This is a genomic window from Roseateles cavernae (genome assembly GCF_040187885.1).
GTDB classification, from domain to species: Bacteria; Pseudomonadota; Gammaproteobacteria; order Burkholderiales; family Burkholderiaceae_C; genus Roseateles_E; species Roseateles_E cavernae.
Window position 1 is genome coordinate 165,477 of the sequence record NZ_JBDPLH010000010.1, and the last position, 18,782, is coordinate 184,258.

Below are 18,782 nucleotides of genomic sequence, written 5' to 3' on the forward strand. Positions count from 1 at the left end.
CTCCGTGATGTAGGGGGCGTGGCGTCGTCAGGTGATGCGCTGGATGCTGTCGGCGATCTCGGGGCGATCGAACACGCCCTTCCAGTCCTCGCGCATCAATCGCGGCTTGCCGAAGGCGATGGCCTTGTTGCAGGCATCGGAGAACTGGCCCGGGATCTCCTTGAAGATCACCGCGGCGAGGATGGTCATATGGCCCAGCAGAAAGTCGCGCGCCGCCTCGGCCGGCACGCCGCGCTTGACGACCTCGTCCATGCCCTCGCGCATCACGTCCAGCAGGGTCGCGCAGACGGTCTCGGACAGGCCCGGCTCCAGCAGGGCCATCTGCTCGACGGTCAGCCGGTAGGAACGCAGGATGGGGGCATAAATGGTCTTGGCAATGTCCTCGCCCAGCGCGAAGTCGCCGTCGGTTCCCTGCATCAGCGCACTGACCACCGACTGCTTGGCATGCAGGCCGCCGAAGAAATCGCGCCGGCCCTCGGGCGTGCTCTCGTCGTTGAAGATCGGCGGGTGGCAGGGATGGGCGACGAAATAGACCAGGTCGGGCCGCTCGGGCAGATGGCCGGCGAAGGGCGCGGCGGCGTCCAGCGTCATCACCATCGTGCCGGGCTTGAGCAGCGGCGCGATCTCGTGCGAGAGCTTGCCGATCAAGGTGTCGGGCACCGCCAGGATCACGACCTCGGCCCCGTCCAGCGCGGCCTCGGCCGAGACGCAGGCGATGCCCAGCTCATCCTTGAGCCGCTGGCGGCCACCGGCGCCGGGCTCGACATGCCGCACCTCGTAGGCCGAGCCGATCAGGTTGCGGCTCAGGCGGTAGCCCATCTTGCCGCCGGCGCCGAACAGCGCGATTGTCGAAGTTGCTGCCGTCATGCCATGTCTCCAAGCTGTGTTGGCCCAATGGTATGATGAGTACATCAACACATAACTAGCATTTACCCGCGCACCGCCCGTTCTACTTGAAGCCCATCGCCCGTGGCAGCCAGGTACTCAGTGCCGGCACAAAGGTGATCGTCATCAGGATCACGCCGTGAGCCCACAGAAAGGGCTTGAGCTCGCGCACCAGGGCCCCCAGCGGCACCCGCGAGACGTTCGAGGTGACGAAGAGCAGGCCACCGACCGGCGGCGTGATCATCCCCAGCGTCAGGTTGAAGATCACCACCATCGCGAAATGCACCGGGTCGACGCCGATCTTGGCCGCCACCGGCGCCAGGATGGGCACCAGCACCATCACGCCCGGCAGCGGCTCGATGAAGATGCCGAACAGCAGCAGGAAGATGTTGACCACCAGCAAGAAGGTCACCGGCGAGAAGTTCTGCGCCGCCATCCACTCGGCCAGATGCTGGGGCAGGCCCTCGATCGTCAGCACCCAGGCGAAGGCCGCCGACATGCCGATGATGATCAGCACCGAGGCGGTCAGCAGGGCCGAGCGGGCCAGGATGTCGGGCAGGGCCTTCCACTCCAGGGTCCGGTAGATGAACTTGCCGCAGACCAGCGCATAGAACACCGCCACCACCGAAGCCTCGGTGGGCGTGAACCAGCCGGCCCGCATGCCGCCGAGGATGATGACCGGCAGCAGCAGGGCCGGCAGGGCCTTGAAGCTGGTGCTCATGATCTCGCGCCAGCCGGGGTGCTCGCCATCGCCGCGGTAGTTGCGTTTCGTCGAGATGCGCCAGTTGACGAAGCTCATGCCCACCGCGATCAGCAGGCCCGGCAGCAGGCCGGCGACGAAGAGCGCGCCGACCGACACGCTCTCGTCCTGCAGCGCATAGATGATCATGATGATGGACGGCGGGATGATGGGCCCGACGATGGCGGTCGCCGCGGTCAGCGCCGCCGCATAGGCGCGGTCGTAGCCGGCCTTGTCCATCATCTTGATCATCATCGAGCCCGGGCCGGCCGCATCGGCCAGGGCCGAGCCCGAGATGCCGGAGAAGAAGGTCAGGCCGACCACGTTCGTGTAGCCCAGGCCGCCGCGCTTGTGGCCGACGAACTGGCTGGCAAAGCGCAAGAGCACCTCGGTCAGCGAGCCGCCGCTCATTAGCTCGGCCGCCAGGATGAAGAAGGGCACGGCCATCAGCGGGAAGCTGTCGATGCCGGTGAAGGTTTCCTTCAGCAGCACGAACAAGGGAAAGCTCGTGCCCAGGGCCAAGGCGGTCAACGTGGACAAACCCAGCGCAAAAGCGACAGGCACGCCGATCGCCAGATAGATACAGGCACTCAACAGCAGGATTGCACTTGCACTCATAGGGAGGCACTCGCGTTGGCGTCGAAATGGGCGTCGGAGGCGAACACGCGCGCCGATAGATAGCCGCGCATGACCAGCAGCCAGTGCACGATCAGCAGCAGGCCACCAATAGGCATCGCGGCATAGACATAGGCAAACGAGATCTGGGTCGCGGCCGTGGTCTGGTACTGGGTGCGCTCCAGATAGAGCAGGCCGTACCAGATCATGAAGCCGAAGAAGCCCAGCATCAGCAGCGAGATCAGCCAGCGCAAGAGCACCGCCAGCGCCGGCGGCACGCCGTCCTGCAGGTTGTCCACCGCGATATGGCCGCCATAGCGCAGCACCGGCCCGGCGCCCAGAAAGGTCAGCCAGATCATCAGATGGCGCGACACTTCCTCGGCCCACTCGATCGACTCGCTGGTCAGGTAGCGCAGGCCGACATTGGCGAAGATGATCACGGCCATCGCCGCCAGCAGCAGGATCAGCACCCAGCGATTGGCCGCGAGGAAGTACTTCTCGAAAGTATTCAGCAACATGCACGTCTCCTGCGCGCGCTCCCGCCGCGCCCGGCGGCGGGGGCGCGGCTCAGTTACTTCACCGCCTGGATGGCCGCGATCTTGTCGGCGCCGAACTCCTTGGCGAAGTTCGCATAGGCCGGGGCCACGGCCTTGCGGAAGGCCTCGCCGTCGACCTTCTCGACCACCTGCATGCCGTCCTTGCGCAGCTGGGCGATGCCGCTGGCCTCGTCGTCATTGACCTTCTTGCGCTGGGCCGCCGCACCCTTGGCGGCCGCGTCGAGGAAGACCTTTTTGTCGGCCTCGCTCAGCTTGTTCCAGACCGTCGGCGACAGCAGCAGCACGGCCGGCGAGTAGACATGGCCGGTCAGCGACAGATGCTTCTGCACCTGGGCGAACTTGGACGACAGGATCACCGGGATCGGGTTCTCCTGCCCGTCGACCGTGCCCTGCTGCAAGGCGCCGAACAGCTCGGGGAAGGCCATCGGCGTGGGCAGCAGGCCGAAGGTCTTGTAGCCCTCCATATGGATCTTGTTCTCCATCGTGCGCAGCTTCAGGCCTTTCGCATCGGCCGGCGTCACGATGGCGTGCTTGTTATTGGTCATGTGGCGGAAGCCGTTCTCGGTCCAGGCCAGGCCGATCAGGCCCTTGCCCTGCAGCTTCTTCAGCACCTCCTGGCCGATGGGTCCGTCCATCGTGTGGCGCGCATGGTTGTAGTCGCGGAACAGGAAGGGAATGTCGAAGATCTTGGACTCGGGCAGGAAGTTGCCCAGCGGCCCGGTCGAGGTGTTGGTCAGGTCCTGCGTGCCCAGCTGCACCGCCTCGATCTGCTCACGCTCGCCGCCCAGCGCCGAGCTGGGGAACTGCTGGCATTTGTAGCGGCCTTGCGTGCCCTTCTCGATCTCGTCGCAGAAGGCGGTCGAACCGACGCCGTAATGCGATTCCTTGCTGGTCGCGTAGCCGATCTTCAGCACGGTCTGGGCCGAGGCCGCGCCGGTGAGGGCGGTCATGGCGATAAGGGCCAGTGCGGCCCCTTGGATAGCGTTCTTTGTCATGGTTTGTCTCCTGTTTTTCTATAGAGAAGGGTTGAAGAAATGGAAATCAGAGCCGCAGCGGCACGCTGGCGGGGTTGTCCTGCAGGTACTGCCGGACGATGCTGAGGAAATCGCGGTCGGGGGCGAGCCCCAGCCGCGCCTGGCGCTGCGACTCGAAGCGGGCCGGCCAGCCGCCCACCATGCGGGCCACGCCGGCATCGGGCCGGAAGCTGACGCGGGCCACGGCCTCGGGCCCGGCCACGGTGGCCAGCGCGTCCAGCATCTGCTGCACGGTGACGGTCAGCGCCGGCAGGTTCAGCGCGGTGCGTCCGCCGAAATCCTCGCGGCTGGCTTCATAGACCTTGATCAGCCCGGCGATGGTGGTGGCCGGCGAGGCCAGCGCAATCGCCGTGTCCGGCGCCACCGGACAGACCGCGTCCAGGCCCGCCAGCGGCTCGCGGATGATGGCCGACAGGAAACCCGAGGCCGCGCCATTGGGCCGGCCCGGCCGCACCGACACCGTCATCAGCCGCGCCGTGCGGCCATCGATGAAGCCCTTGCGGCTGTAGTCGGCCACCAGCTGCTCGCAGATGAATTTGTGGATGCCATAAGAAGACTGCGGCGTCGGCAGCGTGTCGTCGCGCACCACGGCCGGCAGCGGCAGCGCCGGGTCGGAGCCGAACACCGCCACCGAGCTGGCGAACACCAGGCGCGCCGGCCGTGGCGCGGCCCGCAGCGCGTCGAGCAGGGCCCGGGTCGTGTCGAGATTGGAGCGCAGGCCCAGCTCGAAATCGGCCTCGCATTCGGCCGACACGGCCGAGGCCAGGTGGAACACGCCGTCGAAGCCCTCGGCACCCAGCCCCGCGCACTGATCGAGCAAGGCACCGGTGCGGGCCTGCACGCGCGCATCGGCCAGCAGATCGGCCGGCGGCGAGAACAGATCGGCCAGCACCAGGGCCTCGATCGGCTGGCCGGCCAGGCTGCCGCGCGCCAGCAAGGTGCGCGCCAGACGCGCACCGAGGAAACCGGCACCGCCGGTGATCAAGAGCTTCATGTTTGGGAATCCTTGTAGGGGGCAAACCAGCCCAGGCCCGCCGAGGTCCCTGCCCGCGGCCGGTACTCGGCGCCGACATGGCCGGCGTAGCCCAGCTCGTCGAGCAGCGCGAACAGCCAGGGGTAGTTCAGCTCGCCGAGATCGGGCTCGTGCCGATCCGGCACGCCGGCGATCTGGATGTGGCCGACCGCGCCGCCGGGCACCAGGTACTGGCGCAGCTTCGTCGCCAGATCACCCTCGACGATCTGGCAGTGATAGAGGTCCATCTGCAGCTTCAGATTCGGCGCGCCGATCTCGGCGATCAGCGCATGGGCCTCGTCCTGGCGGTTCAAAAAGTAGCCGGGAATGTCGCGGGTGTTGATCGGCTCGATCAGCACCTCAAGGCCTTGCGCCCTCGCCTGCCCGGCCGCCCAGTCCAGATTGGCCAGATAGGTCTCGCGCACGGCACCGGCTGAGCGCAGGCCGGCCATCACATGGATGCGCGGGCAGGCCAGGGTCTCGGCATAGGGCAGGGCCTGCTCGACAAAGCCCCGCCGGAATTCATCCTCGCGGCCGGGCAGCGCCGCAATGCCGCGCTCGCCGGCCTCGAAGTCGCCCGGCGGGGCGTTGAACAGCACCTGGCGCAGGCCGGCGTCGCGCAGACGTGCGGCCAGCTCGGCACGCTCGAAGGCATAGGGAAACAGGTACTCGACCGCCTTGAAGCCATCGCGCGCGGCCGCCGCGAAGCGGTCCGCAAAGGCATGCTCCGTGTACATCATCGACAGATTGGCGGCGAAACGGGGCATGTGTTTTTTCCTCTTCCTTCTTACCAGCGCGCGCCGAAGTGCTGGCGCAGCTCGTCGATCTGCTGATCGCTCAGCGGTGCCGGCTTCGGATCGCTGATCAGCCAGAGCCGGGCGGTCTCTTCCAGCTCTTCCAGCACCGCCATCGCGTTGGCGGGCGAGTCGTGCCAGACATTGGGGCCCAGCCGATCCATCAGCAGCGCGCGAATCGGTGCGCCGCTGCGCTGGGCTCGCAGGATCGCGGCAGCGGCGGCCTCGGCCGCGGCCGGGTCGCCGGGCCGGTGGTAGCGGATCAGCGGCACATGACCGACCTTCATCACGTAATAGGGCGTGATCGGCGGCAGGATGTCCTGCTCGCGCCAGACACCGGCCAGGCTCAGCGCCACCAGATGGCTGCTGTGGGTGTGGATCACGCAGCCTGCCTGCGGCTCGGCCTCATAGATGCGCCGGTGCAGGGCCAGGGTCTTGCTGGCGCGCGCGCCGGAGACTTGCTCGCCATCCAGCCCCACCAGGGCCAGGTCTTGCGGATTCAGAAAGCCCAGGCAGGCGTCCGTGGGTGTGATCAGAAAGCCCTGCTCATCGGGCAGGCGCACGCTGATATTGCCGGCCGTCGCATGCACATAGCCACGCTCGAACAGCGAGCGGCCGACGCGGCAGATCTCGGTGCGCAAGCTGTCCATCATCAGCCCACCATTCCCAGCGCCTTGGCGAAGAAATCGACGCTGCCGAAATTGCCGGACTTCAGCGCCAGCAACAGCGCCCGGCTCTCGGCCTGCGTCCAGGGCACGCCCGGATCAATCGTCGCGCCGATGCGCAGCGAGCGCACGCCCAGGGCCTGCACCACCGCGCCCGAGGTCTCGCCGCCGGCCACCACCAGGCGGCGCACGCCGCCACGCTCGACCAGTCCCTGCGCGATCTGGGCCAGACAGTGTTCGACCAGCTGACCGGCCCGCGCCACGCCCAGGGCCTCTTGCACCGCCTTCACATCGGCGGGCTCCGCCGTCGCGTAGATCAGCACCGGATCGGGTTGCCGGGCCGCCCAGGCCAGCGCCTGCTCGGCTTGCGCTTCGCCGGCGGCCAATGCCAGCGCATCGATCTGGAAGCCCGGACGTCCATCACCAAGCCAGTGACAGACCTGCGCATTGGTCGCCGCCGAGCAGGAGCCCGACAGCACCGCCGCCGCGCCGCCGACCGCCGGCAACACGGCCGCGCCGGCATCGGGCTGGAGCCAGCCACGCGCGGCATAGACCTCGGGCAGGCCCAGCGCGACGCCGGAGCCGGCCGTGATCAGCGGCAGATCGTCGCAGGCCTGGGCCAGCACGCGCAGGTCCTCGTTGCCGATCGCATCGGCGACGGCCAGGCGCACGCCCTCGCCGCGCAGCGCCGCGATGCGCTCGCGCGTCGCGGCCACGCCCCGGGCGATGCTGTCGTAGCGCAGCAGGCCCACGCGGGACTGCGGCGCCTGCGACTGCAGCACACGCACCAGATTGGCATCCCGCATCGGCGTCAGCGGGTGATCGCGCATGGCCGAGTCGCTGAGCAGCTGGTCGGCCACGAAGAGATGACCGCGGAACACCGTGCGGCCGTTCTCCGGGAAGGCCGGGCAGGCGATCGCGAAGTCGGTGCCCAGCGCCGCCATCAGCGCCTGCGCCACCGGGCCGATATTGCCGGCCGCGGTGGAGTCGAAAGTGGAGCAGTATTTGAAATAGAACTGGCGCGCGCCGGCGGCCTGCAACCAGCGCAGCGCGGCCAGCGACTCGACCACCGCCTCGGCGGCCGGTGTCGTACGCGATTTCAAGGCGATGACCACCGCGTCGGCATCCGGCGCGGCCTCGCCATCGCCCGGCACGCCGATCAGCTGCAGCGTGCGCATGCCGGCGCGCACCAGCATGCTGGCCACATCGGTCGCGCCGGTGAAGTCATCGGCGATCACGCCGAGCACAATGCTGCTGCGTTGCGCCCTCATGCGCTCGCCTTCGGCAGCTCGATATCGGCCAGTTCGGCATAGAACTTGATCACCGCCGCATCGTCCTCGGCACCATGGCCGGCGGCGGCGGTGGCCAGATAGAGCTGGTGGGCCTGGGCCGCCAGCGGCAGCGGGAAGTGCAGCTTGCGCGCCGCGTCCAGCACGATGCCCAGGTCCTTGATGAAGATATTGACGGCCGACAGTGGCCGGTAGTCGCCGTCGAGGATATGAGGCACGCGGTTCTGGAACATCCAGCTGCTGCCGGCCGAGTTGCAGATCACCTCGTAGAGCTGGCGCGGGTCGGCGCCGGCCCGCATGCCCAGCGCCATCGCCTCGCAGGCCGCCGCGATATGCACGCCGGCCAGATGCTGGTTGACCATCTTGACGGTGGAGCCGACGCCGGCCTTGTCGCCGAGCCGGTAGACCTTGCCGGCGATCGCGTCCAGCGTCGCGCCGGCCGCCGCAAAGGCCTCGGGCTTGCCCGAGGCCATCACCGTCATCTGGCCCTCGGCCGCCTTCTTCGCGCCGCCCGAGACCGGGCCGTCGATCAGCCACAGGCCGCGCTCGGCCAGCCGTGCTTCCCACAGCGGCGGCAGCGTCGGGTCGACCGTGGCCGAGCTGACGACCACCGAGCCCGGCTTCAGCAGCTCGCACAAGCCCTTGGCCGCCCCATGGCCGAACAGCAGCTGCTCGGTCTGCACGGCGTTGACTACCAGCACCACGACCACATCGCAGTGCGCGGCCAGCTCGGCCAGCGACTCGGTGGCCGCGCCGCCCTCGGCCGCGAAGCGCTCGCGCGCGGCGGCCGTCAGATCCAGGCCCCAGGTCGGCACGCCGCGCCGCAGCGCCGATACGGCCGCGCCGAAGCCCATCGAGCCCAGACCAATCACGCCCAGGGTCTTCGCGCTTGTTGTCTGTGCTGCCGTCATTGCTTTGCCTTTGTTGACTTGCCGGCTTTCAGCACGCCGGCGATCTCGAGTCGCCGCGCCGCCTGTTCCATATGGCCGGTGGCCACGCGCCGCGCCGTCAGCGCATCGCGCGCCGCGATCGCCTCGACCAGGGCGCTGTGCTCCTGGCGCACTGCCTCGGCGAAATCGCGGTGGCGCGCCTCGTTACCGCGCGTGACCCGCATCGCCTCGCGCAGATACTGCTCCAGAAAGCCGAGCAAGCGGCCGAACTGCGGATTGCCCGAGGCCTCCGCGATCGCGCGGTGCAGGGCCAGGTCTTGATCGACCCCGTCGCCACCGGCGGCCACGGCCACCTCGATGGCCTGCAAGGCCTTGCGTATCGCCGCAATCTGGGCCCGCGAGGCCCGCTCGGCCGCCAGCGCCGCGATCTCGCCTTCCAGCGCGCGTCGCACCTCGACGATCTGCGCCACCGCCTGCAGCGACTCCAGCACCGTCGGATCAAAGGCCAGCGGCTTGTTGGCAGCCGGCGGCGCGACATAGACGCCCGAGCCCTGGCGCGAGATCAGGAGACCCTGCGACTTCAGCTGATGCACCGCCTCGCGCACCACGGTGCGCGACACGCCATGCAGTTCGCTGAGTTGCTGCTCGGTCGGCAGCCGGGCGCCGGGCGCCAGGCTGCCGGCCTCGATCTGCCCGGCCAGCAAGGCCGCCAGCCGGTCCGACAGGCGGCTGGCCTGCAGCCGTGGCGCACTGTGCGCTGCGGCGTTCAGTGACACGATGGGAAGAAGCTGAAATTCATCAGGTCATCCTACAACTTTGGAGAAGCAGCGTTCCTGGGGGATACCCTGGCGACCGAGCCGGCGCGGCACTCCAGATTTGCAAAGCGCTGCCGATACAGCAGACAAGGTCCGCACCGCGCCGCGGACCCAGAACAATCAGGGAGACTCCGACTCGCATGACACGCATCAGCTCAGCAGGCTTGAGCTTGCCGACACAACACCTCAGCGCCGTGCGCACGGCAACGCCGGCCCGGCCCACCGCCGTGGCGGTAGAAGGCAGTGCGTCGCCAGCGCCCACGCGGGTGACACTGGACACCGCGGCCGTCGCCACGGTGGTCTATGCCAAACCCAGGGCTGTCGACGAAGCGCCGTTCGCGCCGACCCGTTCCTGGGCTGCGCCGCAGCAAGACGCCATCAGCAGCCTGATGGCGCGCAATGGCAGCGCCGGCGGCTTGGCCGGGCGCTGGAGCGGGCTGGGCGGCGCGCTGCTGTCCCACCTCGCCAGCACGCAGTCGGACTACCGCCAGACCCTGGTCGATGACTCGGCACCGCCTGCGGCCGACGCGAGGGCCACAGATCGCACAGGCGCCCTTGCGGCCCCGGCGCTGGATGGCGCAGCCGCGGCCCAGGTCAGCCTGAAGATACGGACCCTCTCGGGGCAGACCGTGGCGCTGAAGATCGCCACGAGCGAGCATGAAGGCCGCAGCGGCCTTCAGGTCGAGATCGGCAGCTCGGGCCCGCTGAGCAAGGCCGAGCGCGAGGCCTTGGCCCGGCTCGCCGAGGGTCTGGACAAGGCGCTGGACGGCCTGGGCCAAGCCGGCGCGCTCAAGCTGGATCTGGCCGGGCTGATGGACTACGACAGCAGCGCGCTGACCAGCGTGGATCTCACGGTCAGCAACCCCAAGCCCTCGCAAGCCCTGGCTTCGTTCGCGCTGCATCTGGGGACGGACCGCAAGACGCTGGCGCTGGCGGGCCAGGCGGGCGAGATCGCAGTGGATCTCGACATGAGCACGCCCGTCGGTCGGGGCAGCGCGCAGCAGCGGCAGTCCGCGATTCAGCAGCATCTGCAGCAGTTCGATGCCGCCGCGCAGCGCAGCCGCGCCGACGCCGCGCTGGTGGCCCTGTTCAAGAACGCCTTCACCCAGCTGCATGCGCAGCCACCAAGCCAGGCGGCGTCCCGGGCCGAGGCCTTGAGCCCGGCGCTGGAGCGGCAGGTGCAGCCCCTGCTCAGCGGCTTGATGGATTTCCAGGCCAGTTTCGGCGGCGACTTCGAGAGAAGCAACCCGGCGGGCGCCGTCACCGAGGCCGGCCGCGCCGACTACCAGCTCAGCCAGAAGACCACGCTGCGCCGACACGGCGCCGCCGACGACAGGTCCATCACCCAGACGCAGAGTGAGAAGCTGGATGCGCATGCCAAGAAATCGCGCACCGGCGGCATGCTGGACACCCGAAGCGGCAACTACGACCTCCACAAGATCCAGGATCGCAACACGGTCACGACCTTGATCGAGGCGACCGAGGGCCAGCTGACCCGCGCGCTGAAGAAGACCGACCAGCATCAGCTGCACACCTACGAGAAGCTGGTGGACCACCGCGTCGAGGAACGGCGCAGCACGCCGCTGGCCAAGAACACGCTGGAACGGCTGCGCTAGCCGGCGCTGCCGGGCTGCTCGTCGGGCGCGAGACTTCATCTTGCGTCTTTGTAAGCCCGCCGCAATGTAGTCCAACAAAAGGCAACGCCGTGCGCCGAAGCGGGCCGGCGCCGTTAGATTGGCCGCTCCGAACCGCCCCCAATGAAAACATCAGGAGCAAGCCCGTGTCCCAAGCCATCGTCAAGCCGCAGTTCCGTCGGCAAGTCCTCCCCACGCTGATCACCCTGGTCCTCGGCACGCTGGCCGCCGCAGCCACTGCCCAGAGCCAGGAGTCGGCCGGCACCGAGGCCAAGGAGAAGCTGGACACGGTGGAGATCACCGGCGTGCGCGCGACGCTCAAGCGCAATCTGGCCGAGAAGCGCGAGTCGCTCAATATCGTCGACTCGATCAGTGCCGAGGATGTCGGCAAGTTCCCCGACAAGAACGTGGCCGATTCGCTGCAGCGCGTGCCCGGCATCTCGGTGGACCGCATCTGGGGCGAGGGCAAGGCCATCTTCGTGCGCGGCACCGACAAGAATCTCAATATGACCCAGCTCAACGGGCAGGCCGTCGCCTCGTCCGAGTGGTGGCTCAATGAACCGCAGACCCGCAGCTTCAACTACGACGTGCTGCCGTCCGAGATCGTCGGCAGCCTCGATGTCTACAAAAGCCCCTCGGCCGACCTCGACGAGGGCAGCATCGGCGGCCTGGTGATCGTCAAGACGCGCCGTCCGCTGGATTTCAAGCAGCGCCTGACGCTGCAGGCCGCCGCCGAAGCCATGCACAGCAAGCTGCCGGGCAAGACCGATCCGCAGCTGTCCGGCCTCTTGAACTGGCAGAACGAGGACCGCAGCTTCGGCGTGCTGCTGGCCATCAGCAGCCAGCGCCGCCATATGCGCCGCGACGGCCTGGAGATGTTCCCCGACGGCAAGTACGAGGTGGTCGACCAGAACGGCGCCATCACCACCGCCTACGCGCCCTGGGGCGGCGGCTCGGCCATCTTCCGCCAGGATCGCCGCCGCACCACCACCAATCTGTCGCTGCAGTTCCGACCCAACCCGGCCACCGATCTGGTGCTGAATCTGATGGATTCAGACATGAAGATGGACAACAACAACCAGAACTATCTGTGGCAGGCCGGCGGCCTGGCGGTGAACGGCCGCATCGCCGTCACCGACCCGAAGTTCATCAGCGTGTCGGACGGCTCCAAGGCCCTGGTGGGCGGCACGGTGGGGCCGAAGACCGGCGTTTCGTTCGAGCCTATCTATCGCAAGTCCTATATCAAGTCGCGCGTGGCCGATCTGGACGGCAACTACCAGGGCGGCAACTGGAAGCTGCACGGCCAGCTCGGCACGACCTCCAGCGAGGGCGGCAGCTCGCATGACCGCCATTTCTGGATGGAGGGCGACACCCGGGTGCAGCTCGATCTGGGCCCCGACAAATACGGCGTCAAGTACCTGGACATCAATCCGCTGGATCCGAAGGCGCTGACCCTGAAGGCCGGCGACGACCGCATCCGCCGCATGGAGAGCAAGGAGAACTATGCCCAGGGAGATCTGAGCTGGGAGTTCGACAACAGCCTGCTGCACACCGTCAAAGTGGGCCTGAAGCTGCGCGACAACACGCTGCGCAATAGCCGCATCCAGGGCACGGCCGGGCCGGGCTCGGCCGGCTGGCAATCGTTCTCGCTGGCCGAGCTGTCCAGCGGCGCCTCGCCGCACCTGAGCCAGCAGGCCGGCCACCCCGGCGCGCTGACCCAGTACGCCTGGTATGACGACGGCCTGGTGGCGAGCAAGGGCATCCCGATGTTCGACAAGGCCATGGTCTACAAGGACGTACCCAATGAGAACTACAAGATCCATGAGCGCATCAGTGCGGCCTATGTGAAGGCGGATTTCGGCCTGGACAAATGGCGCGGCGACGTGGGCCTGCGCCTGGTCCGCACCGCGCAGAGCTCGGAAGGCTTTCTCGGCGGCGCCAGCGGCAGCTTCACGCCGACCCGGGTCGAGCACAACTACACCGATGCCTTGCCCAATCTGAACCTGGTCTACCAGCTGCGCAAGGATGTGATGCTGCGCGGCGCCGTGGCCCGGACGATGGCGCGCCAGACCTTCGACCTGCTGAGCCCCGGCATGCGCCGCGACGGCACCGTGCTGAGCCGTGCCTATGCCGGCAACCCGCTGCTCAAGCCGGTGCATGCCAAGCAGGCCGAGATTGGCGCCGAGTGGTACTACGCCGACGCCGCGCTGGCCTCGGCCACCTTCTTCGTCAAGCGGCTCGACACCTTCACCTACAAGGCCTCGAAGCAGGAGCAGGTCGGCGGCGAGACCCTGACGGTGGAGCGCCCCTACAACGCCGACAACGGCGCCGACATCAAGGGCATCGAGCTGCAGTGGCAGCAGCCCTTCGGCCAGAGCGGCTTCGGCACGGTCGTCAACTACACCTTCACCGATGCCAAGGCCGGCGCGGTGGCGGGCCAGCCGCGCCTGAACGTGCTGGGCAACTCGCGCGACCAGTTCAATATCAGCGGCTACTACGAGCGCCACGGCATCAGCCTGCGCGTCTCCTACAACTACCGCTCCAAGAGCTATGGCGATGTGCAGATGGGTGGCCAGGTCGTCAACGGCGACTATGGCCAGTGGGACGCCTCGGCCAGCTGGGACATTAGCCCCAAGCTCGCGCTGTACGCCTCTGCCGTCAATATCAACAACGAGGTGATACGCGCCAACACCGCCGACGGCCTGCCGATCGGCGTCTACGAGAACGGGGCCCGCTACAGCATAGGCCTGCGCGCGAAGTTCTGAGAGCCGGGATGACACACACCATGAACCGATCCATCCCTGCGGCGGCCGCCTCGCGCGGCCAGGTGCTGCTGCCCATGCTCTTCATCGGCCTGATGTTCTTCGTCCTCGGCTTCGTCACCTGGCTGAACGGCTCGTTGATTCCGTTTCTGAAGCTGGTCTGCGATCTCAACAACTTCCAGGCCCTGTGGGTAACCTTCGCCTTCTACATCGCCTACACGGTGATGGCCCTGCCCTCGGCCGCCATCTTGGGCCGCATCGGCTACAAGAACGGCATGAGCCTGGGCCTGGCCGTGATGGCGCTGGGCGCGCTGCTCTTCATCCCGGCGGCGCAAAGCCGCCATTACGGCGTCTTCCTCGCGGCCCTGTTCACGCTGGCCAGCGGCATGACGCTGATGCAGACCGCGATCAACCCCTATATCGTCTGCATAGGCCCGCGCGAGAGCGCGGCCATGCGCATCAGCATCATGGGCCTGTTCAACAAGGGCGCCGGCATCATCGTGCCGCTGGTGTTCTCGGCCCTGGTGCTGTCCGGCGTCGGCCAGTACTCCGACGCGGCCCTGGCCACACTGGACGAGGCCGGGCGCGAGGCGCTGCGGGTGGAGCTGTCGGCCCGCCTGCTGCGGCCCTATCTCGTGATGGCCGGCGCGCTGGCGCTGTTCACCGCCATCATCCACTTCTCGGCGCTGCGCGAGCCGGTGCTGGACGAGGGTCGCGACGAGCCGGCCCGGGTGCAGCGCGGCGTGTTCCAGTTCCCCCAGGTGGTTCTGGGCGCGCTGGCGCTGTTCGCCTATGTCGGCGTCGAGGTGATCGCCGGCGACACCATAGGCCTGTACGGCCAGCAGCTGGGCGTGCCCAACTTCGCGGTGCTGACCTCCTACACCATGGGCTTCATGGTGCTGGGCTATCTGCTGGGCGTGCTGTGCATCCCGCGCCTGCTGTCGCAGCGCGCCGCGCTGCTGCTGTCGGCGCTGGCCGGCCTGGCGTGCACGGCCGGCGTGACCCTGGCGTCCAAGAGCTCGACGGGGCTGTCGCTGGCGCTGCTGGGCTGGGCGGGCGTGCCGCCGGTGCCGGACACGGTGATGTTCCTGGCCCTGCTGGGCCTGGCCAATGCCCTGGTCTGGCCGGCGATCTGGCCGCTGGCGCTGGACGGGCTGGGCCGCTACACCGCCAGCGGCTCGGCCCTGCTGATCATGGGCATTGCCGGCGGCGCGCTGCTGCCGATGGGCTATGGCCGGCTCGCCGACACGGGCCAGGCCCAGGCTGCCTACTGGCTGCTGCTGCCCTGCTACGGCTTCATCCTGTTCTATGCGCTGATCGGCCACCGGCTGCGGCGCTGGGGTCGGGCCTGAGGTCGGGGCATCAAGGCCGGGGCGCCGGCAGGGCCAGGCAGACCTCGAAGCCGCCCTGCGGATGATTGCGAAAGCGCAGCGAGCCGCCATGGTCGGCGACGATGTCGCGCACGATGGACAGGCCCAGGCCCAGCCCCTCCTCGCGCAGCCGCGCCCCATGGGCCAGCCGGGTATAGGGTTGGCCCAACTCGGCCAGCGCGGCCTCGGGCACGCCGGGCCCGTGGTCGCGCACCGTCAGCAAGACCTGACCCTCATCGGGACCGCCCGCCTCGCCCTCGCTCATCAGCAGCTCCGCGTGATGCCCGCTGGGTTCCGGTGTGCCGGCGCTGGCGCCGTAGAAGATCGCGTTGTCGAGCAGATTGCCGATCGCCCGCTTGAGCGCCAGCGGCTTGCCGAACACGGTCAGCGGGCGGTCCTGCAGCTCGATGCGCTGGCCGGCCATGCGGGCATCGCGCACCATCTTCTGCAGCACCAGGTCGATGCGCACCGGCACGCGGTTCTCGTGGATGTCGGTGTCCTTGACGATCTGCAGCGCGGTCTTGACCATCATGTCGAGCTCGTCCAGGTCTTCGTGGAAGGCGTCCTGCAGCGCCGGGTCGTCGAGCAGCTCGCTGCGCAGCCGCAGCCGGGTGATCGGGGTGCGCAGATCGTGCGAGATCGACGCGAACAGGCGCTCGCGGTCGCTCAGGTAGCGGCGGATGCGCTCCTGCATCTCGTTGAAGGCCTGGATCGCGCGCCGCACCTCCGAGGTGCCGCTGACGCGCAGCGGCGCGGGCGCGGCCTTGCGGCCGACACGCGCCGCCGCCCGGCTCAGGCCCGCCAGCGGCCGGGTCAGCGCACGCGCCGCGATCAGGGTCAGCAGCAGGGCCAGGCCCAGCGTCAACAGCTGCGGGGTCAGGCGTTGCCAGCTGAAGAACTCCAGCTGTTCGAGGAAATAAGGGTCGGGCAGCGCGCTGCTCAGATACAGCCACTGCCCCGGCTCGGTCTCGACCTGTATCACCAGAAAGGGCGCCGGCCGCTCCGGCGCCAGCAGCGAGGGATCGACCCAGCTGTCGGGCAGATCGGCCAGCAGCGCGCCGCCGGGCCCGACCTGCAGGCCCAGCGGCGAGGCCAGGGTCACGCGCAGCGCCGTGCCGGCGGCCAGCCGGGACTCCAGCTCCTCGCGCACCCGCGCCTCCAGCAGCCGCGCCAGCGCCTGCTCGGGCAGCGGCCGGATCGCCACCTCGGCCTGGTTGAAGAACACCAGAAAGCGCGTGCCGCCCATGGTGCGCAGCTGCTCGATCAGCAGCGGCCGGTAGGCCGCCGGCAGCTCGCGCAAGGCGCGCAGCGCCCCCAAGGCGCCGCTGGCCACATGGTGGGCGGCCTGCTCGGTCTGGCGCTTGGTGCGCTGCTCGATCTGGCTGTACCAGAGCAGATTGATCAGCAGCTGCACCAGGGCCAGCCCCCCCAGCATCGCCAGCACGAAGCGGCCCTGCAGGCTGTCGAACAAGAAGCCGCTGAAGCGCTGCGGCCAGCCGGTGCCGCGCCACCGGCCGGCCCCACGCCCCCGCTCAGGGCGCATGGCCCACCGTCACCGTGGTCGCGAACACATAGCCCGAGCCGCGCACCGTCTTGATCAGCGCCGGCTGCTTGCCGTCGTCCTGCAGGCGCTGGCGCAGCCGGCTCATCTGCACATCGAGCGAACGGTCCAGCGGGCCGAGGTCGCGGCCGCGCGTGACCTCGGCCAGGCGGCTGCGCTCCAGCACCTCGCCGGGATGCTCGACCAGCAGCTTGAGCAGCTGGAAGTCCATGCCCGACAACGCACTGGCGCTGCCGTCGGGGTCGATCAGGCTGCGCTCCAGCAGGTCCAGCGAGAAACCGTTGAAGCGGTAGTAGCGCGGCGCCTGGCTGCGCTCCTGGCCGGTACGCCGGGTAATGGCCTTGATGCGGGCCAGCAGCTCGCGCGGGTTGAAGGGCTTGCCGATGTAGTCGTCGGCGCCCAGCTCCAGGCCGATGATGCGGTCGGTCTCCTCGGCGCTGGCGGTCAGCATGATGACCGGCACCTCGGAGCGCCGCCGCACCGCCTGGCACAGCGCAAAGCCCTCGGTATCGGGCAGCATCACATCGAGGATGCACAGGCTGATCTCGTCGCGATGGCGCTCGAACTCGGCCATGAAGCTGGCGCCGTCATGGGCCAAGAGCACCGCGTACTGGTTCTTCTCCAGATAGGTCTTCAGCAGGGTGCGGATCTTCTGGTCGTCGTCGACGATCAGGATGGTGCGGGTCATGGCGCGGTTTTCCTGGGGTTCGGGGCCGCCGTGGCAGCGGCGGGGCTCAGCGCCCGCAGCAGGCCCTGCAGCTTGCGCTGCGCGGCGGCCGGTGTCTGGCTGGGGTCGAGAGCGAAGCGATGCACCGTCTCGATGATGGCGTTCTTGCCCACCTCGCCGAAGGCCATCCGGTGCACCAGGCTGGGCACGCGCGGCGTCGCGGGGTTGGCAAACAGGTGGAAGGACTGCTGGGCGCAGGGGTCGAGCTCGTCAACCGGCACATCGCGGCGCACCGGCACCGAGCCCTTGATGCGGTTGTAGCCCAGCTGCAGCGCGGCGCTGCCCAGCAGCTCGGCCATCTTTTCCTGCTCGGCCTGTGCCGGGCTGCCGCCGGCCAGCATCGCCAGCGTGTCGATGCTGAAGAGATGGACCTGGGCCGTGCCGGGCACGGCCTTGCACTCGAAATCCCGGCCGCCCTCCAGGCCCAGCATGCCCAGCTCGCCGCGCGCCCAGTCGCCCATGATCAGCATGGCCGAGCGCTCGGCCGCGAAGTCGGCCACCAGCTCGGTCCACGGACGCTCGCCGAGCGCGGCGACCGCGGCGCCGCTGGCCGGCGCGGTGACGGCCGGCGCCGGGCCGGCCAGACTGCGCCAGGCGCGCAGGCGCTTGAACGCCCGCTCCAGCGCCGGGTCGCCAAAAGCCGCCGGATCACGCTGCACCAGCATGCGCCGGTACAGCGCCGGCCCGGCCTCGCTGAGCAGCAAGGCCTCGAACACGGTGGCCACCTGCCAGGGCTCGTCGCTGAAGGCCACCGGGCTCACGCCGGCGGCACGCAGCCGGGCGGCGGCGCGCTCCAGCCCGTCCCAGTCGCTCGGCAGTTCGATCCTGTGCTGGCGGAACAGCGATTTGTTCAGATAGAGGTTGTTGATGCGGTGGATGCCCAGCGGTGCGGCCACCACATGCTCGCGCACCGTCAGCTGCGCCATCACCTGAGGGAACAGCACGCGGCTCCACTGGCGCCGCTGGGCCACGCCGTCGAGCTCCAGCAGCAGGCCCATATCGGCCCACTCGCTCATCGACTGGCCATTCAGCTGCGCCACCTTGGGCGCCATGCGGCGCAGCGTGCGCTCGTTGAGCACCTTGATGGCCGCGCCACCGCCGCCGCCGGCCACCGCGCCGTCGACCCAGCGCAGGCCGATCTCGGCCATGCGCGCCGCCACATGGTCGGCCGCCGCACGCTCGCTGGCCGAGGTCCACCAGTGCAAGACATTCAGCTCGGCCGCCGGCTTGTCCGCCAGCGCGCCGGCCGGCGCGGCCCAGGCCGGCGCCAGCCCGCCGAGCGCCAGGCAGGCACAGACCAGCGCACGGCCGCCCCGGCCGGTCGGCGGGTGGCGGCCTTGTGTCCCTGCTGCTGGGTCTGTCTGTTGTGGAAATCGCTGAGTCACCGAAAGCGTCCCTCGCTGCGCTTGGCAGCATTCTGGGAGCGCCCGCTC

General features: G+C 68.8%; 16 protein-coding genes. 3 read left to right on the forward strand and 13 right to left on the reverse strand.

The genetic code is table 11. From position 1 onward, the window contains the following. Positions 1 to 27: 27 nt before the first annotated feature. From ABGI63_RS21785 to ABGI63_RS21830, 10 genes are all read right to left on the reverse strand, one after another. Positions 28 to 867, reverse strand: coding sequence for a phosphogluconate dehydrogenase C-terminal domain-containing protein (locus ABGI63_RS21785; protein WP_349744600.1), 840 nt, complete (start codon positions 865 to 867; stop codon positions 28 to 30). An 82-nt stretch (positions 868 to 949) separates the two neighbouring features. Next, the gene (locus ABGI63_RS21790; RefSeq protein WP_349744601.1) at positions 950 to 2,242 is read right to left on the reverse strand and encodes a TRAP transporter large permease; all 1,293 of its coding nucleotides are present in this window, start codon (positions 2,240 to 2,242) and stop codon (positions 950 to 952) included. Continuing rightward, positions 2,239 to 2,751: a TRAP transporter small permease gene (locus ABGI63_RS21795; protein ID WP_349744667.1), complete on the reverse strand. Its 513-nt coding sequence runs from the start codon at positions 2,749 to 2,751 to the stop codon at positions 2,239 to 2,241. Before ABGI63_RS21795 ends, ABGI63_RS21790 begins: the two co-directional genes overlap by 4 nt. A gap of 59 nt (positions 2,752 to 2,810) precedes the next feature. After that, entirely contained in the window at positions 2,811 to 3,791 is a 981-nt protein-coding gene (locus ABGI63_RS21800) for a TRAP transporter substrate-binding protein (RefSeq protein ID WP_432767454.1), read from the reverse strand. A 46-nt stretch (positions 3,792 to 3,837) separates the two neighbouring features. Next, positions 3,838 to 4,824 (reverse strand): D-erythronate dehydrogenase, encoded by a 987-nt coding sequence (gene denD, locus ABGI63_RS21805; RefSeq protein WP_349744603.1) that lies wholly within the window; start codon positions 4,822 to 4,824, stop codon positions 3,838 to 3,840. Then, entirely contained in the window at positions 4,821 to 5,609 is a 789-nt protein-coding gene (otnI, locus tag ABGI63_RS21810; protein ID WP_349744604.1) for a 2-oxo-tetronate isomerase, read from the reverse strand. Before otnI ends, denD begins: the two co-directional genes overlap by 4 nt. A 20-nt stretch (positions 5,610 to 5,629) precedes the next feature. Further along, on the reverse strand, positions 5,630 to 6,292 hold the full coding sequence (locus ABGI63_RS21815) for a class II aldolase/adducin family protein (RefSeq protein WP_432767458.1): 663 nt from the start codon (positions 6,290 to 6,292) through the stop codon (positions 5,630 to 5,632). Then, positions 6,289 to 7,572 (reverse strand): 3-oxo-tetronate kinase, encoded by a 1,284-nt coding sequence (gene otnK / locus ABGI63_RS21820; RefSeq protein ID WP_349744606.1) that lies wholly within the window; start codon positions 7,570 to 7,572, stop codon positions 6,289 to 6,291. The genes ABGI63_RS21815 and otnK overlap by 4 nt, the downstream gene beginning before the upstream one ends. Beyond that, the gene (gene ltnD, locus ABGI63_RS21825; protein WP_349744607.1) at positions 7,569 to 8,501 is read right to left on the reverse strand and encodes an L-threonate dehydrogenase; all 933 of its coding nucleotides are present in this window, start codon (positions 8,499 to 8,501) and stop codon (positions 7,569 to 7,571) included. The genes otnK and ltnD overlap by 4 nt, the downstream gene beginning before the upstream one ends. Then, positions 8,498 to 9,256: a FadR/GntR family transcriptional regulator gene (locus ABGI63_RS21830; RefSeq protein ID WP_349744608.1), complete on the reverse strand. Its 759-nt coding sequence runs from the start codon at positions 9,254 to 9,256 to the stop codon at positions 8,498 to 8,500. The genes ltnD and ABGI63_RS21830 overlap by 4 nt, the downstream gene beginning before the upstream one ends. A gap of 209 nt (positions 9,257 to 9,465) precedes the next feature. On the opposite strand from ABGI63_RS21830, the gene ABGI63_RS21835 reads away from it, so the two are divergent. The 3 genes from ABGI63_RS21835 to ABGI63_RS21845 all read left to right on the forward strand — a co-directional run bounded on the left by ABGI63_RS21835 (position 9,466) and on the right by ABGI63_RS21845 (position 15,043). After that, positions 9,466 to 10,911, forward strand: a complete 1,446-nt coding sequence (locus tag ABGI63_RS21835) for a hypothetical protein (RefSeq protein ID WP_349744609.1) — start codon at positions 9,466 to 9,468, stop codon at positions 10,909 to 10,911. A 164-nt stretch (positions 10,912 to 11,075) separates the two neighbouring features. Further along, positions 11,076 to 13,694 carry a TonB-dependent receptor gene (locus ABGI63_RS21840; RefSeq protein ID WP_349744611.1) on the forward strand — a complete coding sequence of 873 codons (2,619 nt, stop codon included), beginning with the start codon at positions 11,076 to 11,078 and terminating at the stop codon, positions 13,692 to 13,694. Between the two features lie 20 nt (positions 13,695 to 13,714). Continuing rightward, positions 13,715 to 15,043, forward strand: coding sequence for a sugar MFS transporter (locus ABGI63_RS21845; protein ID WP_349744612.1), 1,329 nt, complete (start codon positions 13,715 to 13,717; stop codon positions 15,041 to 15,043). Positions 15,044 to 15,053: 10 nt separating this feature from the next. Here the strand turns inward: ABGI63_RS21845 and ABGI63_RS21850 are convergent, their stop codons facing one another. From ABGI63_RS21850 to ABGI63_RS21860, 3 genes are read right to left on the reverse strand one after another with little or no spacing between them, the layout of a single operon-like run. Further along, positions 15,054 to 16,604 carry an ATP-binding protein gene (locus tag ABGI63_RS21850; RefSeq protein ID WP_349744613.1) on the reverse strand — a complete coding sequence of 517 codons (1,551 nt, stop codon included), beginning with the start codon at positions 16,602 to 16,604 and terminating at the stop codon, positions 15,054 to 15,056. Next, positions 16,594 to 17,310: a response regulator gene (locus ABGI63_RS21855; protein WP_137944729.1), complete on the reverse strand. Its 717-nt coding sequence runs from the start codon at positions 17,308 to 17,310 to the stop codon at positions 16,594 to 16,596. The genes ABGI63_RS21850 and ABGI63_RS21855 overlap by 11 nt, the downstream gene beginning before the upstream one ends. Beyond that, positions 17,307 to 18,734: an ABC transporter substrate-binding protein gene (locus ABGI63_RS21860; RefSeq protein WP_349744614.1), complete on the reverse strand. Its 1,428-nt coding sequence runs from the start codon at positions 18,732 to 18,734 to the stop codon at positions 17,307 to 17,309. Before ABGI63_RS21860 ends, ABGI63_RS21855 begins: the two co-directional genes overlap by 4 nt. Positions 18,735 to 18,782 lie beyond the last annotated feature (48 nt).